Here is a 25,104-nt window from a genome sequence, read left to right as displayed (position 1 = left end):
ACAAATACAACCTTTTTTAGAATCTATAGCGATGTGGAACCGCACGAGAGGAGCTTCCACATAAGCTATATGTGGATTGCGCGCAAAGAAACAACACTGCGACCTTGGGATATGCGGGAAAATGGGCGACTGAAATCAGGCAAGAAAAAAGCGGCGGTAAAAACCGCCGCTGAGTTTGGTTGGGACACGAGCAAACTGCAGAAGATTACGTTGTTCCAGGCGCGAGACGCGCCCCTGCAAAGAACAACTGTCCATGCTGTCATAAGCAGGATGCGTGCCAACTTTATAAACCCCTCAAAAAACCGTGGTTTTTCGGGAAATTCCGGTCGCCATCCCACATGACTGAAATACGTTACCTGATAATCTTTGCATTTCAAAATGCAAAGATTGCAAAATGCGAATTAATAAGTTTGCATTTTGCAAAAATATGCTGGAGAGAATTAGAACCGCTTAATTTTCAGTAAGCTTATACACCTACTTAGCGCGTTTCTTCTTCGTCCGACTATTGAAGTTCAGAAGCGCTGGCGCCTTCTCGATGATTTCCTCGAGAATGGATTTCGCGATCTCAAGATCGTCCTTTGCAGAGTCGTCGAGCTGACTGATATAGCGCGGATCGGAGATCATCCGCTCTGCCTCATAAAGGGTCCTGAGTTCACTTTGGAACATTTCGCGCGCACCAAGCGGCAGGTTTTCCTTTGCACTCATGACAAAGAAGAATTTCAGGCTCGTCTTGATGACAATCCTGAGCATGACGACCTGAAGCTTGTGAAACTGTTTTTCCAGTTCTTCTTTTTTAGGATGGGATTCGAGCTTGTTCATCCGCTCCATAATCACCAGAGACAACGCCTTGAAGTTGTCGACTTCCTCACGAAACGGTCGATAACCGGTGACGTCGGACTTGTCGGCGTTCTTTTCAAGCGTATTGGCCAGCGCGATCAACTTTCGCGCACGCAGCTCAAGTCTGGATAGGAACTCCTCGACTTCGTTCCGAAATTTTCGTTGTGCAGCCTGGCTCATGATATTCTGGCGTTCTTTATATGATTATGCCCGGGGAACGATATCCCCGGGCACCAATCTATACTGCCAATCATTAACAACAACCTGAAAACCGAAAAAGGTCCATTTTAACCGGCCATTTCCGGATCTTTTTTCTGTTGTTTCTCGCCATTCTCATCTTCCGGATAACGGAAGGTGACAGCATCGTCTTCGATATCGACCAGCACAGCCCCACCCTTCGAAAGCTTGCCAAACAGCAACTCTTCGGCGAGCGGTTTTTTGACGTGTTCCTGAATGACACGACCCAACGGACGCGCCCCGAATGCCGCATCGTAGCCGCGCTCGGCCATCCAGGCCCGCGCTGCTTCGGTCAGCTCGATCGAAACATTGCGGTCCGCCAGCTGTGCTTCAAGCTGCAGGATGAACTTGTCAACAACCATCTTGACGACTTCTGGCTGCAGGTTGGCGAACGGAATAATCGCATCCAGACGGTTACGGAATTCCGGCGAGAAGGTGCGCTTGATCGCCTCTTCATCTTCGCCAACACGCATTTCACGTTTGAAGCCGATCGGCGGCTTGGCCATGTCAGATGCACCGGCATTGGTCGTCATGACCAGCACGACATTACGGAAATCGACCGTTTTGCCGTTGTTATCGGTCAGCTTGCCGTGATCCATGACCTGCAGAAGAATATTGAACAGGTCCGGATGGGCCTTCTCGATCTCGTCAAGCAGCACAACCGCATGCGGATGCTGATCAACGGCATCGGTCAAAAGACCACCCTGGTCAAACCCGACATAGCCGGGAGGCGCACCAATCAGGCGTGACACGCTGTGGCGCTCCATGTACTCGGACATGTCAAAGCGGATGAACTCAATCCCCATGACCGTTGCCAACTGCTTGGTGACCTCGGTCTTACCAACGCCGGTCGGGCCCGAGAACAGATAACTGCCAATCGGTTTTTCCGGTTCACGCAGACCTGCACGGGCCAGCTTGATCGCACTGGCAACTGCTTCAATTGCCTTGTCCTGACCAAACACAACCGTTTTCAGATCACGCTCAAGATTTGCCAGCGCCTTGCGGTCATCGGTCGAAACCGATTTTGGTGGGATGCGGGCGATCTTGGCGACGATTTCCTCGACATCACGTTTGCTCACCGTGCGTTTGCGTTTGCTTGGCGCGACCAGCATGCGCGATGCGCCAACCTCATCAATCACGTCAATTGCACTATCTGGCCGCTTGCGGTCACTGATGTAACGCGATGCCAATTCAACCGCCGAACGCAGGGCTTCGTTGGTGTATTTGACCTGATGGTGCTCCTCGTAATAGGGCTTGAGACCCTTGAGGATCTTGACGGTATCGGCTTCTGACGGTTCCTCGACATCGATTTTCTGGAAACGACGCACAAGGGCGCGGTCCTTTTCAAAGTGACCCCGGAATTCCTTGTAGGTGGTTGAGCCGATGCAACGCAGCGACCCGCTTGCCAGTGCCGGCTTCAGCAGGTTGGAGGCATCCATTGCCCCGCCAGACGTCGCACCAGCACCGATCACGGTGTGGATTTCATCAATGAACAGAACAGCACCTTCGTACTCTTCAAGTTCCTTGACCACCGCCTTCAGGCGTTCTTCGAAGTCCCCGCGATAACGGGTTCCGGCCAGAAGCGCGCCCATATCAAGGGCAAAGATCGTTGCGTTTTCAAGAACCTCTGGCACATCGCCATCATTGATACGGCGCGCCAGCCCTTCGGCGATGGCGGTTTTACCAACGCCGGGATCACCGACATAAAGCGGGTTGTTTTTGGTACGACGGCACAGAACCTGAATGGTGCGGTCAATCTCGTTCTGGCGACCAATCAGCGGATCGATCTTGCCGCTCTGCGCCTTGACATTAAGGTTCACACAATAGGCTTTAAGCGCCTCGCCCTCGGCCGGGCCGCTTTCGTCGCTCTCTGGCGACATGCCTGCAACCGGCTCTTCATCGGCACCGCGCGGAATGCGACGTTCATTGAGTTCGGTCGCCTTGGCGATACCGTGTGAAATGTAGTTTACCGCGTCAAGACGCGTCATATCCTGGAGTTGCAGATAGTAAACCGCGTGCGATTCCCGTTCAGAGAACAGGGCAACAAGCACGTTGGCACCGGTCACTTCCTCGCGGCCAGAAGACTGGACGTGGATCGCAGCGCGTTGGATCACGCGCTGGAAACCGGCGGTCGGTTTGGGGTCCACCAGACGCGCACTGATCAGGCCGGAAAGCTCGCTATCGGCGAATTCCAGCAGATCGGAGCGCAGCCGATCAATATCAACCCGGCAGGCCTTCAGCACTGCCAGCGCATCCTGATCTTCGGTCAGCGATAACAGAAGATGTTCAAGAGTGGCATATTCATGCCTGCGCTCCGACGCATATGCGAGCGCACGGTGCAGGCTTTCCTCAAGATTGCGCGATAGCATATGTCACTCCTTCTCTAAGGTACACTGCAGCGGATGCTGGTTCTGGCGGGCCAGGTCCATGACCTGGTTTACTTTGGTCTCTGCGATTTCGTAGGTGAATACACCGCACACTCCGACACCCTTGCGGTGCACCTGAAGCATTATCTCGGTGGCTTCTTCACGTCCTTTTTCAAAAAACCGTTCCAGTACGTGAACGACGAACTCCATCGGAGTATAGTCGTCATTCAGCAACAGCACCTTGTACATGGACGGCTTTTTGGTCTTGGGCCGTGTCTTTGTTACGATCCCCGTGTTCGGCAGATCAGTGCCGTCATTATCCTGTTCAGTCATCGTCTACTTACCGGAACCCTTATTTCCTGCATGATCTCCATGATAGGTCATTGCCAAACTCTTTCAAAGTCCGCTACGCGGTTCTCACTAGGAATTTATTGTGCATCCGAGTTTCGTTCGTTGTCCATCTTCGATTCATTTAGGCTGCGAATAACGCACTGCAAGATCAGGCGACAAACTTCGTGATTATTGTCACTCCAAAATTATCCGGGACGCGAAAAGACACATAAAAAAACGGGCATGGCTAAAAGCCATACCCGCTTGGGACTGGAAGGTGCTGGGATATCCAACATGCATCCATTGCCTCATTTCAGTGCAACATTCGTTGCCTTGCTAATGGCATTCAAGCCGTCCGAAAAGGCCGAAAACATCAGTTCCTGCATCTTTTCACCTTCGGCCAAACTGCTTTCATAGCAGCGATTGACGATGCGTGAATGCAGCTCCTGAAGGTCTGCAAGGCTTTCAACCTTGGTCAGCTCATCAAGATCATCTTGCGATGCTTCAAATTCTTTTTGCATCCAGGTCGAAAGCTCGGTGCCAATGCCACCGGTCTTTTCAAACATCGCCATGGTTGCCTGCCAAACTTCCTCGAAGCTTTTCTTCTGGGTATCAAGCAGCTCTTCATACTGAGCAGCAACACGCGACCCGGCACCGGAAAAAACATCGGCCTGACCGGTCATGGTTTCAAAGATCTTGCCGAATGCCTCATTGGCAGCAGAAACACTTTCTTCGAATGCCTCATTGCCAGCGGCAACCATTGCTTCGACCTCTGGCGTCTTCCAAAGTTCGAAATAGGGCTCCATGCCCGTTCCGTCGATGAACAACGCACCAAAGCCAAAAACGTCGCCCTGCTTTGGTTCGGCCTTCGGTTTCGCATCAACCGGCTTTGCGGTTGCAGCGGGCTTGGCTGGGGTTTGGGTCGCGGCCGGTGTTGCCGCAGGCTTGGAGACAGCAGACTCAGCCGCCACGGTTGCCGGTGCAGCCGATTTCTCGGACGTCGCCGGTGCCGCGGCCTTCGGTGCAGGCGCAGATTTTGATGCCGTACTTGCTGGTGCAGCAGCAGCCTTTTTCGGCGCCGACTTGGCAACGGTTTTCTTTTTCGGGGCGGCGGAAGCGGCAGACTTGCTGGTTGCCGTAGTTTTGGGTTTCGTGCTCACAGTATTGGCCTTTTCGCTTTTGGTGGGGGATTTGGGCGCTGTCGACTTGATTGCTGGCGGCGTCATATCGCCATTAGGTCGCGCGGCCCCGGAAGTCGCAACGGAAGGTTTCGCGGCAGATTCAGCCTGCTTTGATGCCGGCGCAGATGGCGAAGATGCATCAGCCTTGGCAGGTTTCGGGGACTCTGCATTTTTTTCGGAAGCACCAGCCGGCGCAGCATCTTTGACCGGCGTTTTGGCAGCAGACGCAGATGCATCAACCTTCACGACCGTCTCAGACGAAGCAGCCTGACCGGCAGCTTTGGTCGACGCACCGTCACTCGGCGTCTTTGCCTTATCGGGCGATGGTGAAGGCGATGCCTTTTGTGCTTCCGCCGACGGCTGCTGAGCTGCGGCTTCTATCTCGGAAGATGTCATTACCTTGCGCTTGGCAGGCGCAGACTGCGCTGCCGACGGGACTGAAGCTGCTACAGTTTTGGGTGACGACGCGGAAGCCTGCTTGGTTGCAGTTTTCCCGGCTAGTTTCTTTTTGGAATCAGCCATTGCCTCAACCTCCTGATCACCGGAATATCCATCCGGATCAATGTTGCATTGCAACATAACCCTAGATGGAATTACCCCGTCGCGTCAAGTACGGTTTAGTGACAAAAACGCCATATTTCCCGGTACGCCTCCACCAGAAAACGCCGGAATTCCAAGAAATTTTTAAAACAGCAACTTGATCAAGGCATTAGCCCGAAGTTTTGCTGCGTTGCAATAAATCTAGCAAGCCGGGCAATAACATGAACACGTCACGCCATCGCCCGGTTGCAAGATATTGGAACCCTAACGAAGCATATTTCCGCGCACGGTTCTGTAAAACTCACCGGAGTCGCTGTTCTGGACATGATGCATCTGTGCCGCCGATTGTGATCGTGCGTTTTCAGCGACAGGCGGCTCTGGAAGATCTTTTTCAACCGAAGAAAGGTTTGCCAGAACTTCCGGGAACTTAAGGGCACGCAAATCATCCACACCTGATGCCCATGTACCCAGCGTGATGCCACCCGAAGAGCATCCTATGGCGACCCAGTAAAAATCATCGGAATACAGACGCAGACCATCACGGTTTTGCGTTCCGAAACCTTCGGCCTGCAGCGCATCGGTGATGGCAAGATAAGAATCGCGGTCAATACGATCAACCGCCTCTTCGCCCCCAAAGGCACCAAGCGGTGCATTGACCTCGACATTGATTTCCTTGACCTGTATCGGCCCGAAGACACGGGTGGTCAGATTGAATTCCTCAAAGCCGGGATACGGCGTTAATTCAAAGACGCGGACTTCCTTGTAATATTCGGCATTATAAATAATGCGAATTTGTCCTTCTGCATCGCCTGCTGCACAAGCCTGACGAAGATCATCGGCATTAAGATAAGAAAACCATGATGCCTTGCGGACAAGCGGATTACTGACGTCACTGGTTTGGGTAAAGGTACAACCGGTAAGGCCTGCAATCACCAGTGCGGCAAGACCTGCTTTGGCCCAGCTGGCGCTGCGGGTCCCCGTATTGGTGTGAACTGGAGCCGTCTTTTCTGACATTCGATCCTCGATTTTTTGCTAATCTGGAGATATAAAATACAGTCTTGCGAATAAAAATGGCCATCTCAAGGCCCGAGTGACGACCACCGAAATTCGATGCTCTTAAACATTTGTTTAAGGCTGTGATGCGACAGTGAACTTATTTAGTTCTTGGGGAAACCTCAAAGCCGAGCCCGATATAATGCGTTTAATGACCCTTTCCGGGCCAACTGCAATGGCCAAAGCTCTGTCCGTGACGCGCTCGCTGAGCATGCGTGGCGTTGTTGTTGTGCTTTTGTGTCTGGTTGCGACTATTTCATTCACAGTTCTCTCGCCCTCCGCTGCGCAGGCGCGGACTTACACGGCGATGATTATTGACGGCGACACTGGCGAAACGCTTCATGAATATCGGGCGGATCACAAGGTCTATCCGGCGTCGCTGACCAAGATCATGACCCTTTACATGGTCTTTGATGCCTTGGAACATGGCAAGGTATCGCTCTCGACTCGGATGAAGGTTTCCAAACGCGCCTGGGGCCAGGCCCCCTCCAAACTTGGTCTTCAGCCGGGCGAAACCATTTCCGTCAAGGACGCCATTTTGGCGCTGGTCACCAAATCGGCCAACGACATTGCAGTTGTTGTTGCCGAACACCTTGGTGGCACCGAAATCAAGTTTGCCCAGATGATGACGTCCGAGGCACGTCGCCTTGGCATGTCGCGCACCACCTTCCGCAATGCATCTGGCCTGCCCAACCGGGGGCAGATGACCACCGCACGTGACATGATCAAACTGGCTGTGGCGCTGCGCAAGAATTATGGCAGCTACTATCATTACTTCGCGACCCAGAAGTTCCGCTTTGGCAACCGCACCTATGGCAACCACAACAACCTTCTGGCGTCCTACTATGGTACCGACGGGATCAAGACCGGCTATATCAACGCATCGGGCTTCAACCTTGTCGCCTCGGTCAATCGTAATGGCAAACGCCTGATTGGCGTTGTGTTTGGGGGCCGCACGGCCCGCACCCGTGATGACCAGATGAAAAAGCTTCTTGATCAGGCCTATATGAAGCTGACCAAGGACGGTGAAATCGTTGTTCCGCGTCCGCGCATCAGCCCGGAAGACAAGATCCTGCCCGCAGATGCCCAGTTGCTGATTGCCAAGCGCAGCACGCTTCGCGAAGCAGAACAGCCGGGCCGTATTGACACCCAAACCGTTGTCACCCGCCTGAAGCCGGAAACCGGTGCAGGCTGGGGCATTCAGGTTGGCGCCTTTAGCGATCAGCGCCGGGCACAAGAAGCGGTCCTTGCCGCGGCACGCACAGCCCCGGATGTTCTGCGCCTGACCCGTGCTGCGGTAGAGCAGCAAGCCAGCGGTACCGGTGTTGTCTATCGTGCCCGTCTGCTGGGCTTTGATGGCGAGAACGAAGCACGCGCTGCGTGTGACGCGCTCAAGCGTGAAAATGTGGCGTGCATCCCGGTCAATGCAGGTGATGCTGGCTAAAAGCCAAATCAAACAGAGATACAAAAAGGCCCGTCAGATTTTCTGACGGGCCTTTTTCATTTTGTCTTCGGTGAACGTCTTAATTAGTGACCGCCACCCGGGGCAAAGAAGTCATCCGAAGACAGACCGCTTTTGACCAACTGATTGGTCACCTGCCCCTTCAAACGTTCAAGTCCGGCATCGTCGGCGGCCTCACAACGGGCCACGATGGCAGGCTGGGTGTTGGATGCACGCAGCAACCACCAACCATCATCGGTGCTGACACGCACACCATCAATGCCGCTGACCTCGGCACCGGCTTCAGCCAAGCGGGCACGGACTTCTTCAATCAGCGCGAACTTGCGGTCATCCGGGCAGTCGATACGGGTTTCCGGCGTATTGACTGCAACCGGCATCGCGGCCCGCCATTCGGCAAGGCTTTTGCCGCTTTGAACCAGAATGCGATATAGGCGCACGGCGGCATAGGTCGCATCGTCATAGCCGTAATAGCGTTCGGCAAAGAAGATATGGCCGCTCATTTCACCGGCGATCGGTGCCTTTTCCTCGATCATCTTGGTTTTGATCAGGGAATGACCGGTCTTCCACATGATCGCCTTGCCACCAATCCGGTTGACCTCGTCAAACAGGGTCTGGCTGGCCTTAACATCGGCAATGATCGCAGCGCCTGGCTGACGCTGCAAAACGTCTGCGGCATAGATCTGCAGCAGCTGATCGCCCCAAAGGACGTTGCCCTTGCCATCAATCACGCCAATCCGGTCACCGTCGCCGTCAAAGGCAACACCCCAGTCGGCATTATGTTTGGCAACGGCCGCCTTGAGGTCCACAAGGTTGGCCTCAACCGTCGGATCAGGGTGATGGTTGGGGAAATTGCCATCGATGTCATCAAACAACAGATGATGCGTACCGGGCAGCTTGGCCGTCAGTTTGCGAACTACGTCACCGGCAGAACCATTGCCGCAATCCCAGACAATCGTCATCGGATTGGGAACATCACAGTCAAGCTCGGCCACAAGGCGTTCGACAAAGCGATCCTCGATATCAATGTCGCTTGCCGTGCCCTGCCCGGTTTCGAAATCACCGCTGGCGGCAATTTTGCCCAGTTGCTGAATGGCGTCGCCAAATACCGACTTGCCAGCATTAAGCATCTTGAAGCCATTATAGTTCGACGGGTTATGCGAACCGGTGACCATGATGCCGGCATCGGTTTTTTGATCATAAACCGTGAAATACAGCATCGGGGTTGGCCCGCGACCAATGCGCACCACGTCACAACCGGTCGACAGAATGCCTTCGGCCAATGCAGCCGCCAGTTCCGGCGAGCTCAGACGACCATCGCGCCCCAGGGCGACGCGCTTTCCGCCAGATCTGCGCACCATGGTGCCGAAGGCTTTACCCAGCGCATTGGCGTCTGCCGCATGCAGGGTTTCGCCAACAACGCCACGCACGTCATATTCGCGCAAAACAGAGCTATCAAACTTGTGTCCGGCGGAATTCGTCATGGTTAGGATTTGCCTCCGATAGATGCACGACCGACACAGGAATAGCTGAAACCGTTTTCAGCCATCTCGTTCGGATCATAAACGTTACGCAGATCAACGACGATCGGGTGTTTCAGCGCGTCCTTGATGCGATCAAGGTCCATACCGCGGAATTCGTTCCACTCGGTCAGAACCACCATTGCATCAGCGCCTTCGACCGTATCGTAAGCGTTGTCGCAATATGAAATGCCATCGAGAAGCTTCTTGGCTTCTTCCATGGCTTCGGGGTCATAGGCCTTGACACTCGCCCCTGCCGCGATCAGGGCTGGCACGATATCAAGGCTCGGTGCATCGCGCATGTCATCGGTATTGGGTTTGAAAGCCAGACCAAGAATACCGATGGTCTTGCCCGCAACAGAGCCACCGCATGCCGAGATCACGCGATCTGCCATCGCCTTTTTACGCTTGGCGTTGACATCGACAACCGTCTCGATGATGCGAAGCGGACTGTTATATTCCTGTGCGGTGCGCACAAGTGCGATGGTATCTTTCGGGAAGCAGGACCCGCCATAGCCCGGACCGGGATGCAGGAACTTCTTGCCAATACGGCCATCAAGGCCGATGCCGCGTGCAACATCATGGACATCCGCACCGACCTTTTCACAAAGATCGGCAATTTCGTTGATGAAGGTGATCTTGGCGGCAAGGAAGGTGTTGGCCGCATATTTGATCATTTCCGACGTTTCACGGGTGGTGAAGACAATCGGGGTTTCGATCAGATACAGCGGACGATACAGATCCGACATCACTTCGCGGGCGCGCTCATCACTGGTGCCGATGACGACGCGGTCCGGGCGCATGAAATCGCCAATCGCCGATCCTTCGCGCAGGAATTCCGGGTTCGAGACCACAGCAAATTCTGCATCCGGGCGCTTTTCACGAATGATGCGTTCGACCTCACGACCGGTTCCAACCGGGACGGTTGATTTGGTAACGATGACGGTGAAGCCGTCCATGGCTTCGGCAATTTCCTCGGCCGCAGCATAAACGTAACTCAGATCGGCATGACCATCGCCGCGTCGGGTCGGCGTGCCAACGGCAATAAAGACAGCGTCCGCATCCTTGACCCCTTCCTTGAGGTCGGTGGTAAAGGTCAGGCGGCCTGCCTTGACGTTATTTTCGACCAGAACATCCAGCCCGGGCTCGTAGATTGGCATGATACCGTCTTCGAGACGGGCGATTTTTTCTACATCCTTGTCGACACAAACAACGTCCGTACCAAACTCGGAAAAGCAGGCACCGGAAACAAGTCCAACATATCCGGTCCCGATCATAGCTACGCGCATGGAGGTTTTATCCTGGTAAGTAAATCCCGACCGGAACAGATCACATCGCTATTCCGGTCGGACATTGTTGACATGAATGATTATTCTGCCGCTTCGCCTTCGGCGAATTCGTGAATAAGCTTGCGGACATCGTCGCGCATATCTTCACGGGCAAGGGCAAATGACATTGTGGCTTTCAGGAAGCCGATCTTGTTGCCGCAATCAAAACGACGGCCTTCGAAATTATAGCCATAGAACGGCACCTTGCCGATCATTGCGGCCAACGCATCGGTCAGCTGGATTTCATTACCAGCGCCGCGCGGAATGTTTTCAAGCACCTCGAAAATGCCAGGATCAAGGATGTAACGCCCGATGGCGGACAAGGTCGACGGGGCTTCTTCGGGTTTTGGCTTTTCCACCATGCCGCATGCACTGACAAGGCGGCCGTTGGTGCCTTCGATTTCCAGCACACCATAACGATGAACTTCATCGCGCGGGACATCCATCACGGCAACCATGTTGCCACCCGTACGACCATAACTATCGACCATCTGCTTCATGCAGGGGACTTTTGACTGGATAAGGTCATCGGCCAGCAGCACGACAAACGGCTCGTCACCGACCAGCGACTTGGCGCACAGAACAGCGTGCCCGAGGCCAAGCGGGTTGCCCTGACGGGTATAGGTCACACGACCGTTTTCCGGGATCATTTCAAGCGCTTTGGACAGTGCTTCTTCCTTGCCCCGCTCGGTCAGGATCGCCTCCAGCTCGGCAGAGCGATCAAAATGGTCCTCAATCGCGGTTTTGCCGCGACCAGTCACAAAAATGAATTCTTCGATACCGGCCGCAATGGCTTCTTCGACAGCGTATTGAATAAGCGGCTTGTCAACGACCGGCAGCATTTCTTTTGGCATTGCCTTGGTAGCGGGCAAAAAACGGGTTCCCATGCCTGCGACCGGAAAAACTGCCTTCTTGATTCTTTTTGACATTCAATACTTTCCTTTTTCAACCGCTGCATGCCAGTCCGTATTGGAATTGCCCGCATATATGCTTCTGCCACAATTCCAGAACACGGATCAAGCAAGCGCACGTATTATTGACGCTAATCTTTACATAGCCGTAACAAAAGGCTCCGCGCGGCATTGATCTTTGAGGCCAGATAGTCCGATCCACCATGATCCGGGTGGACCGCCTTGATCTGCTTTTTATAGGCCCGGTTGATTTCCTCGCGGGAGGCATTATCCGCCACACCCAGGATTTCTCGGGCCTCTTTCGCCGTCATGCCAGACGCACTTGAACTCCTTTTGTCACCTTGGCCTTGCTCGTTATGGTTGCGGTCGCTTCCTCCGTTTTGTGCTCCGTCTTCGCCGTTGTCTTTCTGGCGCCAGCTTTGCCATCCCGCACAATCAGGACGGCGTTCAAGATAGGCTTCCAGTACCGCCCAGCTTTGGTCGGTTGCACTGCAACAGTCAACATAAAGCGACTGCAGGTCGTCAAGTCCCAAGCTGTCAAGATCGGCCCCGGCAAAGGGACCGCTGACAACGCCACCGCGCATTTGCCCGGTTTCAAGATCAAGCACCATATGCAGAAATTCAGTGCGAATTTCCGAACTTGGTCCCGCACCGGATGTGCGGTTGCCAAAACTTCCCGGCTGGGCGCGTTTTCGGGACGCTGCAAAGATCCTGCGAAAAATTGGCCACAGAAATCCAAGCTTCATCATCCGAAACAAGAACGGCACAGTCGCCGCCAAAGCCGCGCCCATCGCGGCAATCTTGCCTGTGAGCAACAACCAGCCCGCAAGCATGATCAACACCAAGATGATCATAAATAAGACAATTTTACGGATTTCTTTGGGCTCGGCCTCTGTCATCCAGCGAATGAAGAAGCCAACCCCGATAAATGCTGCGATGCCGATCAAAAGCCACTGCATCAACGCGGCTTTCGCAATTGATGACCAAGCCTAAGCACTTCCTCGGACCCGGTTTTCTTTTGATAGATCGAAAGTCCGGACTGCCCGCCCACGGCATAACTTGCCACTGCACCCAGCAAATCACGAAGCTTACCGGCCGCACTGGCATCAAACTGCATGAAGGCACCACCGGTTATCCGCGCAATTTCGCCAAAGGCAAATGCCGCATCCCGATCGTGGCCTTCCTGAAACATGAATGCCTTTACCCCCTTAAGCGCCAGTTTCCCAGCAATCGGGGCCAGATGATCTGGATTTTCCTCGATACAGTCGCCGACATAAATCAAGGCATCGATTTTTTTATCACCCGCTTCGCGTTCGACATGGGCCAGAACGCGTTCGATCTGTGTATGTCCGGCGCGACAAGTAACCTTGGTGATATAATCGCGGAATGATTTTGCGTTGCGGCACCAGCCACTTGATTTGCATTCCGAAAGCCCGCGAAAGAACACAAGCTGCACATCAAGGGCGCCGACACCATCGACCGCCTCAAACATTTCCGCCTGAATTTCAGCCGCCGTGTCCCAGCTTGGCTGGCGGCTGGCAGTTGCATCCATGGCAAAAATCAGTCGCCCCTGTGCCGGCCCGGATGATGGCGCGTGGACCGCCATCTGCCGCGCCTTGCCCAAGAAGTCTGCCACTTCGTTGGCGTCGGATGTCTCTGGAATGATGTCTTTGCGCGTCAAGGAGACCTGCCTGCTTCATATTCCGGTTGGACAATTTGTCGTCCCACAAGATATAGGCCGGATGCAGTCAGATCGGCAACTCCTCGCCGTCAGCCGGTTTGAAGCCGATCACTTCCAGAAGCGATCTGACTTCCTGACGGGCGGCCATGTGCGACATGCTCATCGGGATGCCGACACCCTTTTCACGCAGATCAAGCAGCGTCAGACCTTTGAGGAAAAGTTCGCGGTAAATCACGCGTTCGCCAAAACCTGGCGCCTGACGGAAGCGGATGCGATCGGCCAACTTGTCGACGATTTCGGCAATGTCGCGTTTGTTGCGCGCATCAAGATGTGAAAGACGGTTACGCATGACGATCCAGTCAATCGTTCCACCATCAATCGCCGCCCGACGCTTGCGCGCATCCCAGACCATCTCGGCATAGATGCTGGGTCCCTTAATATCAAGGCTGTCCGGGTCAATCCGCGCCAACATATCAAGGTCGATAAAGCTGTCATTGATCGGGGTAATCAGCGTATCGGCACAGGCATGGGCCAAACGCGAAAGATAGTTGTCACTGCCCGGGCAATCCATGACGATGAAATTGCAACCGATCACCATTTCACCAAGTGCGGTCGTAAAGCGTTCGCGCTCGTCCAGCTTGGCTTGGTTGGCGTCCGGTAATTCACTGCGATAAATCGGCCGATGATCGGGCACCGGAAGCTTAAGACCCTTGCGGTCGTTAAAGGCGTTCCGGTTTTCAACATAGCGTGTCAGTGTCCCCTGACGGGCGTCGATATCAAGCGATCCGACCTTGAACCCCATCTTCATCAGGGAAACGATCAGATGCATCGCCGTTGTCGATTTGCCTGACCCGCCCTTTTCATTGCCGATCACGATTACATGGGCGCGATTGGACGGCGGCTGTTTGTCCGTTGCCGTCTGCTGGCCCGCGCTGTCCCCGTTCGCGCCGGTCTGTTGCACCGTCATGATAAAATGCTCCGTATCTTCAGGCTTTTTGACTTTGTCCCCAAGGCCAACCTCCCCAATGAGCCCGTTTGCACCCAAAAATCAAGGTAAAAGAGATCACGTTAACAGGCATCGGTTGACTGCCCCCTAGCCAATCTAGATGCACAAAGGTAAAGATAAGGGTAGCGCAATACAAAAATGCGCCTGAAAACATATAGAAAGGACGCAATGTGAGGTATCGGGCGGCTTTGATCGGCAGCATGTTTGCAAGCCTTCTGGTGGCAACACCACAGATGGCCGTCGCACAGCAAACCGGCGGGTTCGAACAAATCCCGCAAGACCAGAGCCCGGTTGTCTTTGCCCCGGACGTCGAGGGTCAGAACACCTTCCTGCGTCAGTATCGCGATAACAGTACGGTCTTTGTTGGCCGCTGGTATGCGCCGCGTTCGGTAAGCGAATCCCCTGCCGCTGCAAGTGACCTTTACCTTGAAACGGTCTATACGACCTCCGCGCCCGGCTTCCGGTTCAGCACCGCCATGGCGTCCGAGCAGTTGCTTGATATGTTTGACGCGCTTCGCGGCCGCACCAGCCTGAATGGTGCAAGCTTCGTACAGGAAACCCGATATGGCCCGATTGCCCTGTCGCCCTTTACCCGCAACGGGTCGCAATGCGTTTCCTTTGTCGGGCAATGGGATCCGCAAACACCGGCCCAACGTGGCAGTCGCCTGCTGGGCTATTACTGCACCCCGACACAGGTTCAGGCCACAAGTAGCAGCAGTGCGCCACTCAGTGGCCTGCCAATGATTGATGCCCAGGAATTCGCCGCCGGTTTCTTTGGCCGATTGAACATTGAGCTCGCGGAAAATTCGGCAATTGCCGCCGCTGTTGTCGCACCAGCAGATGACACCCTGCTTCAGCAGCCTGAAGGCGAAACCACCCCGCCGCCGATTGATGGCATTGATATCATCACCAACTGGCAATCGGTGCGCGGAACCGGCACGCTGCGCTTTGATCAGCCATCAGGCGAAGGCACAATGATCCTTGATGATGACCAACGTCACTGCGAGGGCATCTGGCGCCATGAAGGCGGCGCCTATCAAAGTGATACGCTTCCGTTCGGGACTTGGTATGTCTATTGTAACGACAGCAGCTTTGCGCGCGGTATTTACACCAGCGAATCACCAGCTGTTGTCACCGGTAATGGCAAGGACAACCAAGGACAGGCTGTCTATTTCCGCCAGGCAAACTAACTCACCACCCTAACCAAGATACACGTGATCATGACTGCAGATATCCAAACCATCGTCATCGGGGCCGGCGTTGTCGGCCTGGCCTGTGCCCGTTCACTTGCGCGAACCGGCCGCGAAGTCCTGATCATTGAACAGCATGATGCAATTGGCACAGAGACCAGCGCACGCAACAGCGAAGTCATTCATGCCGGGATCTATTACCCGAAAGGCAGCCTGAAGGCCGAGCTTTGCGTCACCGGGCGAGAGATGCTGTATCGTTATTGCGAAGAAAACGGCATCGAACACAAACGCACCGGCAAACTGATTGTCGCCACAGCCGAAGACCAAATGGCAGCACTGGCCGGGATCAAGGACAAGGCATATGAAAACGGGGTCACCGACCTTGTCTGGCTGTCCCGCGAAGAGGCCCTTGAACGCGAACCGGCCCTTCATTGTGTCGGCGCCCTAGAAAGCCCGTCCACCGGTATTGTCGATAGCCACCAGTTGATGGTCACCCTGCTGGGTGAGGCGGAAAACAACGGCGCAACACTTGCGATCAACACCAAGGTCACAGCCGTCAGTTTTGAAAACGGGCTTTATACCGTCAGCACCACCGATGCCGACGGCGAAGAAATGAGCCTGACCTGCGCGGAACTGATCGTTGCCGGTGGCCTGCACAGCCAGACCTTGGGCCGGAACTTTACCGGCCTGCCACAGGCATCTGTCCCGCCACAACATTATGCGCGTGGCTGTTATTTCACGCTATCGGGCAAGGCACCGTTTTCCACCCTGATCTATCCGGCACCCGAACAGGCAGGCCTTGGCATTCACCTCACCCTTGATATGGGGGGACAGGCGCGCTTTGGCCCGGACGTGACATGGGTTGATGCACCAAACTATGACGTCCCCGAAGAACGTCGGGCCGACTTTGCCGAAGCCATCCGCAAATACTATCCCGATCTTGACGAAAGTGCGCTTCAGACCGGCTATGCCGGGGTGCGACCAAAAATCCAGGCCCCGGGTGAAGCTGCGCGTGACTTCATGATTGCTGATGAAAAACACCACGGGCTTAATGGTCTTGTAATGCTCTATGGTATTGAATCACCGGGTCTTACTGCATCCCTTGCAATTGGAAACCGGGTGACTGAGTTGATCACACAGCAAGGCGCAATGAAGGCAGCATCATAAGATCGCCCATATCATCAGCGATGGATAAAGGCATGGCCAAGCAACCTTACAGCACGTCAGGGCGGATCCAACAAAAGGCGCAAAATGCGTCTGGCGGAAACGCTGCGCCCAAATCCATCTCGCGCCGACATTTCCTTGGCGCTGGTGCGACGGGGCTTGGCGGGGCATTACTGGCATCAACACCGATTGTTGCAGTTGCACAGCAGCTTGAACCTTTTATCCCCGCCCCCAACAGCCTGACCGAGGGCCTCCCCGGCCTGACAGACACCGGAAAGCCCGAAAAAGACTTCGTCGAGGAAATGCGCGATTACGTCATCGCGATCAGTCGGTGGGCAAAAAGCTATCGCAGTGACTTTTCGATCATTGCAATGAATGGCCTGGAACTGACCGAGTTCCTTGAAAAAACCCTGTTTGCGACACGCGGCGTCGCTGAACCGGCCAGAAACTATTTGCGGGCACTTGACGGCATTTTGGTCGAAGCCCCATTTTACGGCTTTGAGAAATACGGTGAAGCCACCAACGCCGAAGAAACCAAATACATCCTTGGTTATCTGGAACGGCTTAAACTTGAAGGCCTGCAATATCTTGCGGTCGACTACACCGAAAATCGATCCGACATGGACAAGGCGCGCGCGCAGCTTCGGGGGCTGGATGCACTTTATTACGCAGCCCCACCGCCTGGCATGCAGCTTTCATCGCTGGCAAAGGTTCCAAGCACACCTTTCGGGGCAAATCCGCATGTGATCGACAATATCCGCGAGGCAAAGAACTTTGCCCTGGTGCTTGATAGTTCGCCCTATGGCACCAAGGACGCCTATGTCGATGCGCTGGTTGCGACCAACTACGACACGTTGATCATTGATCCGTTCCATCGCGGGACCATTCCGCTGACCTATGATGATATGAAGCGGCTTCGTTACAAGAAGACCGGAACACCACGGATCCTGATTTCGTACCTCAATATCGCGACGGCCGAGACATATCGCTATTACTGGCAAAGCGGATGGCGTGCCGGAAGTCCCGATTTCATCAGTGAAGGCAACCTGATGGCACGCTGGGGACAGGAAAACCACGTGCATTATTGGTCACGCGAATGGCAAAGCATCATCTTTGGCAGCGAAAACAGCTATCTTGGCAACATCATGAAGCTCGGCTTTGACGGTGTTCTGATGGCGGGTATTGATGAATATTCCTGGTGGCTTGACTACTAGGCCGCGCAGACATTTCGCATTCCATCATCACAAACATATGACCTGAACCTGTACGTGATTACGCCAAGGACATTTGACGCAGCACCCCTGTTTGGGCAGTGTGGTGGGTGTCGAATGTCGGCAATTCAAAAACATAATCTGCATCGCGGCGCCAGGAGGCCCATATGTCCGAACCCATCATCCACTATTTCTTCGTGCAATCACCGTGGTCTTTTTTCGGGTTTCGCCGCGTTGTCGACATCGCCAAAAAACATGGCGTGGAAATTATCCATAAACCCTGTCGGGCTGCCGATGTCTGGGAACATGGTGGTGGCGTGCCTTTGGCAAAACGCCCGAAACCGCGTCAAGAATACCGACTTGTTGAACTGAAACGCTGGTCGGATTATCTCGGCATTCCGATCAATCTGCATCCGACCCATTTCCCGGTCGATGAAACACTTGCCGCGCGCACCATCATCGCCGTTCAGGACGATGGCAAGGACGTCAGTACTTTGACTGAAACCCTGATGGGGGATATCTGGCTGCGTGAACGTGATGTTTCGCTGCCCGCGACCGTGCGCGAGGCCCTGATATCAACTGGCCTGTCGACGGAATATCTCGAACATGCCGACTTGCCAGAGATCGCCAAAATCTATGACGAGAACTGCCAGTCCGCACGTGATCGTAACATCTTTGGTGTGCCGACCTATTTCATCGGCAACGAGATGTTCTGGGGGCAGGACCGCCTTGATTTTGTTGAACGAACGCTTCAACTGAACCCCTGATCAAGCGCGCCATAGCACCTTAAAAACCACCAAAACAAAATATTATGCGGGCACTTTTTCGCCTCTGGCACGTTAACCAGAGCAGCAGAAACAGTAAAAAAGCCCGCATTTAAATGACACAAAGCGCATCTGATTTTCAAAAAGACTTCCTGAGCCGGCTTGAGGACAAGACACCGAACGAGCCGGAATTTCACCAGGCAGTGGAGGAAGTCGTCGGCTCCATTGCCGGTTGGTATCTTGATCAAACCGAGATGCGCAAAAATGCGGTTCTTGAACGCTGCACCGAACCGGATCGCGTGCTGCAATTTCGCGTGGCATGGGAAAATGACGACCAACAGATACAGGTCAATCGCGGTTGGCGCATTCAGTTCAATCAATCGATGGGCCCCTATAAAGGCGGCCTTCGGTTTGCCCCGACGGTCAGCACCAGTATCTTCAAGTTTCTCGGGTTTGAACAAACCCTGAAAAACAGCCTGACCGGCTTGCCGATGGGCGGGGCAAAAGGTGGTGCCGACTTTTCGCCAAAGGACAAATCCCCGCAGGAAATCGCCCGTTTCTGTCAGGCATTCATGCAGGAACTATATCGCCATATCGGGCCAGATACCGATGTGCCCGCCGGGGACATCGGTGTTGGCAGACGTGAAATCAGCATCCTTTTTGGTCACTATATCAAGCTGACGCAAAAGTGGACCGGTGCGCTGACCGGGAAAGGATGCCACTTTGGCGGCAGTGCCGGCCGCACAGAAGCAACCGGCTATGGCTGCATCTATTTCCTTGGTCACATGCTTGATCAGGAAAACAAGGAAATCAAAGACAAACGCATTGCGATCAGTGGTGCAGGCAATGTTGCGCTTCACGCCGCGCGCAAGGCCATAGAACTTGAAGCCAAGGTCATAAGTCTGAGTGACAGCTCCGGCACCATGTACTTTGCCGATAGCCTGACAAATGACCTTCTTGATCAGGTTGATGACTGGAAAAACAACCAACGCAAATCGCTGGCAGAATTTGACGGCGGCAAGAATTCCGAGTTCCTTGAAGACAAGAACCCCTGGGGGCTTGAGTGCGATATTGCCCTGCCCTGCGCGACCCAAAACGAGCTTGATGAACAAGACGCCAAGCAGCTTGTTGAAAACAAGGTGATGATGCTCTGTGACGGCGCGAACATGCCGCTGACGGCAAAGGCACAGGAAGTATTCATCAACGCCAATGTCCCGCATGCCCCTGGCAAAGCATCCAATGCCGGCGGCGTTGCAGTAAGCGGCCTTGAACAGAGCCAGAATGCGCAACGTCTGAGTTGGGATACGGAAAACGTCGACAAACGCCTTCGTGAGATCATGTCCAAAATTCACAAGGACTGCATCGAAAACAGTCCGGACGGAAAAATCATCAATTATCGCGATGGTGCCAATCTTGCTTCGTTCAAACGCATAGCAGAAACCATGAATGCATTCTGGCTTTCGTAATCAAACCCGGCCGTTGATACGATTGTAGTTTGCGGCTCTCTCACGACTGAAACCAAGGAGTTTCCCCATGAAAGTTGCCGATATCGCAATCAATTTACTGAGTGATCTTGGCGTCAAACATGTGTTTGGCATCCCAGGTGACGCCATCAATGACATTACATTTGCCCTTGAAAACAGGGATGAAATTGATTTCGTCCTTGTCCGGCATGAAGAAGGTGGTGCTTTTGCCGCATCCGCACAGGCAAAACTGACTGGCAATCTTTCATGCTGTGTCGGCACCGCGGGTGGCGGTGCCATCCATCTTCTGAACGGCCTTTATGATGCCCGTCACGACCATGCCCCGGTTCTTGCCATCACAGGCCAAGTTGATTCGGAATTTATCGGCACCGAGTATCATCAGGAAGTTGACCTGAAAAAGCTGTTCGAAGACGTCACCGTCTATTCCGAGACAATCATGGATCCGGCACAGGCCCCGCGTATCCTCAAAGAAGCCTGCAAGGCCGCGATTGAAAATCGTGCGCCCGCCCATGTCTGTATCCCGAACAATATCGCCAGTGCCGATTGCGCCGGTGATCCGATCAATATTGCAACCTTGCTGGCAACCCGTGAAGTTTCTCCGTCCAGCGACAACCTTGATCACGCTGCCAAACTGATTGATCAGGCATCGAAGCCCGTCATTCTTGCTGGTATCGGTGGTGCCGAAGCAGCCCAAGAGATCTTTGATCTGGCGCACCGGATTGATGCACCGATCGTCAGAACCCTGCGCGCCAAAGACTGGCTTGATGACGACGATCCCATTTGCATTGGTGGGCTGGGCCTTCTGGGTGGCAAACCGGGTCAGGATTCTGTCGAAGATTGCGATTTGCTGTGCATCATTGGCGCCGATTTCCCCTATCAGGAATTTTTCCCCAAAGACGCCAAAACCATCCAGATCGATAGCAATCGCAGCCAGATCGGCAAACGGCTTGATATTGATGCCCCGTTGATCGGTAGTGCCAAGCTATCGGTGCAGGGTATTCTGGATCGCGTCCCCCCCAAAGACACTGAAACACAGCGCAAACACTGGATCGATAAGGTCAAGGATCAGCAAGACGATTGGTCAAAGATCGAGAAGTCCGACAAAAGCCCGCTTCACCCCGCAAGCGTCATGTCCGCAATCGGTGACCATGCCGCCGACAATGCCATTTTCCTGGTTGATACCGGAACGACCACGGCCTGGGCCGCGCGGCATTTGCGGGTAAAACGCAACCAGCGTTTCACCCTGTCATCCGGGCTCGGCACAATGGCTTTTGCCCTTTCCGGGGCCAATGGCGCGCAGCTTGCCTATCCTGATCGTCAGGTCATCGCCATTGCGGGTGACGGCGCATTCAACATGCTGATGGGTGAGCTTTTGACCGCAGCCGAATACGATCTGCCGATTACGGCGGTTGTTTTTGACAACAGCAAGCTTGGCTTCATCGCACTGGAACAAGAAGCCAAAGGTCTGCCGGAACATGCAATCGCCTTTAAGAACCCGGATATGGCGGCCATTGCCCAGGCCTGTGGCTGTCTTGGCCTGCGTGCGGAAAACATCAAGGAGCTTTCAAGCGCGCTGTCTCAAGCGTTTGCAAGCAAGAAGCCAACCGTCATTCAGGTCCCGGTTGACCCTGACGCCCTGATCATGCCGCCAAACCCGACCTTCTCGCAGGCACAGAAATTTGCCGTTGCCAAGGGGCGGGAAATGCTGGGCAAGCTCAGGTCATAGGCCAAATCGCCTCGATGAAACCTGGTTTGTTTTGAAGGTTCGGCTCAGAAAAAAAGCGTGGCAGCAAAGCTGACCACGCTTTTTTTTCGAATATGTTTGGTGACTGTTATCCTAGGCGTTTGACGTGATCGACAACGAAACCATCTTCTGACGGATAGCTATTTTCGATCATGGCAAGGGCCTTGGTTTCGTCGCTGGCCGCAACTTCATGAGTTTGAACATCAGCCCAGCGGTCATCAAAGAGGTCGTGGGATCGGTTCTCTTTGACACATTCGCGCACAGCCTGATTGTGCAGTTCAACTTCATATACGGTTTGGCGATGGCCTGTGAATGCAGACATATCCGCCGCTCTCCTTATATTTTGTTCGCTGGCGCCGCCCAGACGCCAACCTGTCCTGAACCGGGAATCTCAATCACAAGACACCCAACCGTGAGTCTACGTTTCGCACCTTAACGAGCCGTAAATTATCCGGTTAATTGATATTTCCAGATTAATTGCTCCGGTTTCAAGTGCGAATTTGGCATAGGCGCATGACGAATGCTCTGATTCAGGACAAATCGCCGCAAGTGCACTGCACCATAAAAGCCAGGCTGAAACGGGCCAATTTCGACCACAAAAGAATCTTGGTCGGATCGAAAATGCCGCCTGCCTTCAAACAGCGAAGATGCTGCAGCGCACATTGCGCGCAATAAAATTACAATGCAGCTTTGGCAAACTCCGAATAATTCCACACCAAAGCAGCCCCTCAACCGAAACGATCTTTTTTGCACATTCGCGGAATTAGAAATTGATCCAACGCCGGATGCATCAAACATAAAGGGATAAGCAGGAAACAGCCTGCACCAGAAAAATGATGCTGCCAGGAGGCTGCAAGAGGATGAACGTCTTTTCCGATATCGCCTTTGACGACCACGAACAGGTCGTCTTTGCCAGCGACAAAACCACCGGCCTGAAAACCATCATCGCGGTTCACAACACCAACCTTGGCCCGTCACTGGGCGGCTGTCGCATGTGGCCCTATGCCAGCGAACAGGACGCCATTCATGATGTTTTGCGCCTGTCGCGCGGCATGACTTACAAATCCGCCCTCGCCAACCTTCCGCTTGGCGGCGGCAAGTCGGTCATCATCGGTGATCCGCGCAGTCAGAAGACGCCAGAATTCTTCCGCGCAATGGGCCGCGCGGTCGAGCAACTTGGCGGGCGCTATATCGTTGCCGAGGATGTCGGCACCAGCCCCGAAGATATGGAATATATCGCAAGCCAGACCAAGCATGTCGGTGGCATCAATGATGGCAAGGACCCGGAACGCACCGGTGATCCGTCCCCCTTTACCGCCTATGGCGTTTTCATCGGGCTTAAGGAAGCGGTGCGCTTCAAACATGGCAGCGACGACCTTACGGGCATGCGGGTCGCAGTGCAGGGTCTGGGGCATGTCGGCTATCACTTGTGCCGGATGCTGCATGCGGCCGGGGCCAAGCTGATTGTTGCGGACCTGAATGCCGCCAGCATGAAGGCCGCCGCCATGGAATTTGGCGCAACCGCGGTTCCGGTTGATAAAATCCTGTCGGTTGATGCCGATATCCTTGCCCCTTGTGCCCTTGGCGGGGTGATCAATGACAAGTCGATCGAGGACCTTAAGGTTGGCGTGATTGCCGGTGCAGCCAATAACCAGCTTGAAGATGATCGCCACGGCGAGATGTTGCGCGAAGCCGGGATTTTGTATGCCCCGGATTACGTGATCAATGCCGGCGGTGTTATCGAAGTTTATTATTGCCGCGAAGGCAAAACGGTTGCCGAAACCAACATGCATATCGAAGGCATTGGTGAAACCGTGCGCGAGATTTTTGAACGCGCCAAGCAACAGAACCTGTCGACCGGCTTTGTTGCCGATCGCCTGGCCGAGGAACGCTTTGGCTTGAAAAAGTAACGGTGCTGATCAAGCAGCATCAGCCACAAACAACAAAGGCGAGGCCCATGCGGCTTCGCCTTTTTCGTTTTGTATGAATGCCTGGAAGTAGGTTACTCGGCGGCAATCGGTTCAATATTTGCCGTCACGGCCGCTGCATCATCGCAATCGCAATTGCCACAGGTCTTGGCTTGCAGCAGTTCTGCGCGCATGTGACAGGCGCATTTGCCACATTGCGGCGCGCAACCATGGAAACGGAAAACTTCCGCCGGACGTGTCGCCCCGCCCTGCTCGGCGGCACGGCGGACGTCTTTTTCCTTGAGCGCATTACAAATGCAGACATACATGGTGCGATTGCAATCAATTATTAATTACGTATCGCCACCTCTAAGACAAATGCGAATGGTTTTCAAACACTTTTGCAACAAACCCGGACAAAAAAATTCCCCGCAAGGCCGAACGCCTGCAGGGAATTTTCGAAAAACTGTTTTATCACAAGGCGATAAAAGTAATCAGGCCTTTGCGATGTGGCTAACCACCTTGGTCACACCTTTGATCCGGCGCACGATGGAAAGCACCTTTTCAAGCTCTGCATCGCTTTGTGCCTCGCCCATGATGTAGACGACATTCTGCACCGACTGCCAACGATAGTTGACGGAACTCACACCTTTTTCGGCCAATAACAATGCCTTGATCTGGCTTTCGATCCAGACGTCGGACACGGACTGGGTCGCCGAATCGGTCGGAACGGCGTTCTTGCCATATTCATCTTCGGCCCGGTGATAGGCATCAATCGTTTCCTGATCGGCGATCACCAGATGGTCATAGACCGTTTTGATCCGGTTATCCTGTTTGACCAGCGACATGACGTCATAATATTTGCCCTTGGAGTCCACCATGCCGGTGACCATGACATTCTGTTCCCAGATGTCGATATTCACATCCATCAGATAGGTGTGATCGACCTTGGAGAACTCGCCAAGGATGCCGGACTTGATCTGGGTATCTTGCCACTGGTCATTGCCGGTGCGGTCTTCCAACGGCATTTGCAGCGGTCCGCAGGCCGCCAGCGGCACCGCCAGCAACGCACATACCGATACCGTTTTCAGAACACGGCCAATGCCGCAGTTTACCTTGATCATTCCTGTTCTCCTTGTTCATGCCTGCCTGACACGAGTCAATTTGGGGGTCAATCTTCTTGCGTCAGTT

General features: G+C 54.0%; 22 protein-coding genes. 8 read left to right on the top strand and 14 right to left on the bottom strand.

Translation table 11 applies throughout. The annotated features are described in order from the left end of the window. Positions 1-474: 474 nt before the first annotated feature. From IT893_RS06325 to IT893_RS06305, 5 genes are all read right to left on the bottom strand, one after another. Complete coding sequence (locus IT893_RS06325; RefSeq protein ID WP_008890603.1) at positions 475-1,017, bottom strand: hypothetical protein; 543 nt, start codon at positions 1,015-1,017, stop codon at positions 475-477. Between the two features lie 107 nt (positions 1,018-1,124). Continuing rightward, complete coding sequence (clpA, locus tag IT893_RS06320; protein ID WP_197147222.1) at positions 1,125-3,443, bottom strand: ATP-dependent Clp protease ATP-binding subunit ClpA; 2,319 nt, start codon at positions 3,441-3,443, stop codon at positions 1,125-1,127. A gap of 3 nt (positions 3,444-3,446) precedes the next feature. Continuing rightward, the gene (gene clpS, locus IT893_RS06315; RefSeq protein ID WP_008890601.1) at positions 3,447-3,773 is read right to left on the bottom strand and encodes an ATP-dependent Clp protease adapter ClpS; all 327 of its coding nucleotides are present in this window, start codon (positions 3,771-3,773) and stop codon (positions 3,447-3,449) included. A 305-nt stretch (positions 3,774-4,078) separates the two neighbouring features. Next, the gene (locus tag IT893_RS06310; RefSeq protein ID WP_197147221.1) at positions 4,079-5,473 is read right to left on the bottom strand and encodes a phasin family protein; all 1,395 of its coding nucleotides are present in this window, start codon (positions 5,471-5,473) and stop codon (positions 4,079-4,081) included. Positions 5,474-5,755: 282 nt separating this feature from the next. Continuing rightward, complete coding sequence (locus IT893_RS06305) at positions 5,756-6,505, bottom strand: hypothetical protein (RefSeq protein WP_197147220.1); 750 nt, start codon at positions 6,503-6,505, stop codon at positions 5,756-5,758. Between the two features lie 214 nt (positions 6,506-6,719). Here IT893_RS06305 and IT893_RS06300 point away from each other — a divergent pair, with 214 nt between their 5' ends. Next, positions 6,720-7,988 (top strand): D-alanyl-D-alanine carboxypeptidase, encoded by a 1,269-nt coding sequence (locus IT893_RS06300; protein WP_197147219.1) that lies wholly within the window; start codon positions 6,720-6,722, stop codon positions 7,986-7,988. An 83-nt stretch (positions 7,989-8,071) separates the two neighbouring features. Here IT893_RS06300 and pgmG read toward each other — a convergent pair whose 3' ends face one another. The 6 genes from pgmG to IT893_RS06270 all read right to left on the bottom strand — a co-directional run bounded on the left by pgmG (position 8,072) and on the right by IT893_RS06270 (position 14,410). Then, positions 8,072-9,487, bottom strand: coding sequence for a phosphoglucomutase/phosphomannomutase PgmG (gene pgmG / locus IT893_RS06295; RefSeq protein ID WP_197147218.1), 1,416 nt, complete (start codon positions 9,485-9,487; stop codon positions 8,072-8,074). A gap of 2 nt (positions 9,488-9,489) precedes the next feature. Beyond that, positions 9,490-10,812 (bottom strand): UDP-glucose/GDP-mannose dehydrogenase family protein, encoded by a 1,323-nt coding sequence (locus IT893_RS06290; protein WP_197147217.1) that lies wholly within the window; start codon positions 10,810-10,812, stop codon positions 9,490-9,492. Between the two features lie 80 nt (positions 10,813-10,892). Continuing rightward, positions 10,893-11,780 (bottom strand): UTP--glucose-1-phosphate uridylyltransferase GalU, encoded by an 888-nt coding sequence (gene galU / locus IT893_RS06285; RefSeq protein WP_197147216.1) that lies wholly within the window; start codon positions 11,778-11,780, stop codon positions 10,893-10,895. A gap of 113 nt (positions 11,781-11,893) precedes the next feature. Further along, entirely contained in the window at positions 11,894-12,721 is an 828-nt protein-coding gene (locus IT893_RS06280; RefSeq protein ID WP_197147215.1) for a DnaJ domain-containing protein, read from the bottom strand. Beyond that, the gene (locus IT893_RS06275) at positions 12,721-13,443 is read right to left on the bottom strand and encodes a VWA domain-containing protein (protein WP_197147214.1); all 723 of its coding nucleotides are present in this window, start codon (positions 13,441-13,443) and stop codon (positions 12,721-12,723) included. Before IT893_RS06275 ends, IT893_RS06280 begins: the two co-directional genes overlap by 1 nt. A 67-nt stretch (positions 13,444-13,510) precedes the next feature. Then, on the bottom strand, positions 13,511-14,410 hold the full coding sequence (locus tag IT893_RS06270; RefSeq protein ID WP_008890591.1) for a division plane positioning ATPase MipZ: 900 nt from the start codon (positions 14,408-14,410) through the stop codon (positions 13,511-13,513). A 239-nt stretch (positions 14,411-14,649) separates the two neighbouring features. Here IT893_RS06270 and IT893_RS06265 point away from each other — a divergent pair, with 239 nt between their 5' ends. The 6 genes from IT893_RS06265 (at position 14,650) to IT893_RS06240 (ending at position 21,988) form a co-directional block, all read left to right on the top strand. After that, the gene (locus IT893_RS06265) at positions 14,650-15,639 is read left to right on the top strand and encodes a hypothetical protein (protein ID WP_252724094.1); all 990 of its coding nucleotides are present in this window, start codon (positions 14,650-14,652) and stop codon (positions 15,637-15,639) included. Positions 15,640-15,669: 30 nt separating this feature from the next. After that, on the top strand, positions 15,670-16,806 hold the full coding sequence (locus tag IT893_RS06260) for an NAD(P)/FAD-dependent oxidoreductase (RefSeq protein ID WP_197147213.1): 1,137 nt from the start codon (positions 15,670-15,672) through the stop codon (positions 16,804-16,806). 32 nt (positions 16,807-16,838) lie between these two features. Then, complete coding sequence (locus IT893_RS06255; protein WP_197147212.1) at positions 16,839-18,017, top strand: endo alpha-1,4 polygalactosaminidase; 1,179 nt, start codon at positions 16,839-16,841, stop codon at positions 18,015-18,017. Between the two features lie 164 nt (positions 18,018-18,181). Continuing rightward, positions 18,182-18,781: a 2-hydroxychromene-2-carboxylate isomerase gene (locus IT893_RS06250; RefSeq protein ID WP_197147211.1), complete on the top strand. Its 600-nt coding sequence runs from the start codon at positions 18,182-18,184 to the stop codon at positions 18,779-18,781. A 113-nt stretch (positions 18,782-18,894) separates the two neighbouring features. Further along, positions 18,895-20,244, top strand: a complete 1,350-nt coding sequence (gdhA, locus tag IT893_RS06245; RefSeq protein ID WP_197147210.1) for an NADP-specific glutamate dehydrogenase — start codon at positions 18,895-18,897, stop codon at positions 20,242-20,244. A gap of 67 nt (positions 20,245-20,311) precedes the next feature. Then, positions 20,312-21,988, top strand: a complete 1,677-nt coding sequence (locus tag IT893_RS06240) for a thiamine pyrophosphate-binding protein (protein WP_197147209.1) — start codon at positions 20,312-20,314, stop codon at positions 21,986-21,988. A gap of 106 nt (positions 21,989-22,094) precedes the next feature. Here IT893_RS06240 and IT893_RS06235 read toward each other — a convergent pair whose 3' ends face one another. After that, the gene (locus tag IT893_RS06235) at positions 22,095-22,328 is read right to left on the bottom strand and encodes a hypothetical protein (RefSeq protein ID WP_008890584.1); all 234 of its coding nucleotides are present in this window, start codon (positions 22,326-22,328) and stop codon (positions 22,095-22,097) included. A 538-nt stretch (positions 22,329-22,866) separates the two neighbouring features. Here IT893_RS06235 and IT893_RS06230 point away from each other — a divergent pair. Next, positions 22,867-23,916: a Glu/Leu/Phe/Val dehydrogenase gene (locus tag IT893_RS06230; RefSeq protein WP_197147208.1), complete on the top strand. Its 1,050-nt coding sequence runs from the start codon at positions 22,867-22,869 to the stop codon at positions 23,914-23,916. A 92-nt stretch (positions 23,917-24,008) separates the two neighbouring features. Here the strand turns inward: IT893_RS06230 and IT893_RS06225 are convergent, their stop codons facing one another. Beyond that, complete coding sequence (locus IT893_RS06225) at positions 24,009-24,242, bottom strand: bacterioferritin-associated ferredoxin (RefSeq protein WP_063088336.1); 234 nt, start codon at positions 24,240-24,242, stop codon at positions 24,009-24,011. 165 nt (positions 24,243-24,407) lie between these two features. Then, positions 24,408-25,037, bottom strand: coding sequence for a BON domain-containing protein (locus IT893_RS06220; protein ID WP_197147207.1), 630 nt, complete (start codon positions 25,035-25,037; stop codon positions 24,408-24,410). Between the last annotated feature and the right edge of the window lie 67 nt (positions 25,038-25,104).

It is taken from the genome of Thalassospira sp. A40-3, from assembly GCF_015871485.1.
GTDB classification, from domain to species: Bacteria; Pseudomonadota; Alphaproteobacteria; order Rhodospirillales; family Thalassospiraceae; genus Thalassospira; species Thalassospira tepidiphila.
This window is presented reverse-complemented; position numbering and strand designations above follow the sequence as displayed.

Coding starts and splice junctions, on each gene's coding strand:
- IT893_RS06230 (WP_197147208.1), top strand. CDS start 22,867: ATGAACGTCTTTTCCGATATCGCCTTTGACGACCACGAACAGGTCGTC.
- IT893_RS06280 (WP_197147215.1), bottom strand. CDS start 12,721: ATGCAGTGGCTTTTGATCGGCATCGCAGCATTTATCGGGGTTGGCTTC.
- clpA (WP_197147222.1), bottom strand. CDS start 3,443: ATGCTATCGCGCAATCTTGAGGAAAGCCTGCACCGTGCGCTCGCATAT.
- IT893_RS06310 (WP_197147221.1), bottom strand. CDS start 5,473: ATGGCTGATTCCAAAAAGAAACTAGCCGGGAAAACTGCAACCAAGCAG.
- IT893_RS06265 (WP_252724094.1), top strand. CDS start 14,650: ATGTTTGCAAGCCTTCTGGTGGCAACACCACAGATGGCCGTCGCACAG.
- IT893_RS06220 (WP_197147207.1), bottom strand. CDS start 25,037: ATGATCAAGGTAAACTGCGGCATTGGCCGTGTTCTGAAAACGGTATCG.
- galU (WP_197147216.1), bottom strand. CDS start 11,780: ATGTCAAAAAGAATCAAGAAGGCAGTTTTTCCGGTCGCAGGCATGGGA.
- IT893_RS06300 (WP_197147219.1), top strand. CDS start 6,720: ATGGCCAAAGCTCTGTCCGTGACGCGCTCGCTGAGCATGCGTGGCGTT.
- IT893_RS06290 (WP_197147217.1), bottom strand. CDS start 10,812: ATGCGCGTAGCTATGATCGGGACCGGATATGTTGGACTTGTTTCCGGT.
- IT893_RS06325 (WP_008890603.1), bottom strand. CDS start 1,017: ATGAGCCAGGCTGCACAACGAAAATTTCGGAACGAAGTCGAGGAGTTC.
- IT893_RS06270 (WP_008890591.1), bottom strand. CDS start 14,410: ATGACGGTGCAACAGACCGGCGCGAACGGGGACAGCGCGGGCCAGCAG.
- IT893_RS06225 (WP_063088336.1), bottom strand. CDS start 24,242: ATGTATGTCTGCATTTGTAATGCGCTCAAGGAAAAAGACGTCCGCCGT.
- gdhA (WP_197147210.1), top strand. CDS start 18,895: ATGACACAAAGCGCATCTGATTTTCAAAAAGACTTCCTGAGCCGGCTT.
- IT893_RS06255 (WP_197147212.1), top strand. CDS start 16,839: ATGGCCAAGCAACCTTACAGCACGTCAGGGCGGATCCAACAAAAGGCG.
- clpS (WP_008890601.1), bottom strand. CDS start 3,773: ATGACTGAACAGGATAATGACGGCACTGATCTGCCGAACACGGGGATC.
- IT893_RS06260 (WP_197147213.1), top strand. CDS start 15,670: ATGACTGCAGATATCCAAACCATCGTCATCGGGGCCGGCGTTGTCGGC.
- IT893_RS06240 (WP_197147209.1), top strand. CDS start 20,312: ATGAAAGTTGCCGATATCGCAATCAATTTACTGAGTGATCTTGGCGTC.
- IT893_RS06305 (WP_197147220.1), bottom strand. CDS start 6,505: ATGTCAGAAAAGACGGCTCCAGTTCACACCAATACGGGGACCCGCAGC.
- IT893_RS06235 (WP_008890584.1), bottom strand. CDS start 22,328: ATGTCTGCATTCACAGGCCATCGCCAAACCGTATATGAAGTTGAACTG.
- IT893_RS06250 (WP_197147211.1), top strand. CDS start 18,182: ATGTCCGAACCCATCATCCACTATTTCTTCGTGCAATCACCGTGGTCT.
- pgmG (WP_197147218.1), bottom strand. CDS start 9,487: ATGACGAATTCCGCCGGACACAAGTTTGATAGCTCTGTTTTGCGCGAA.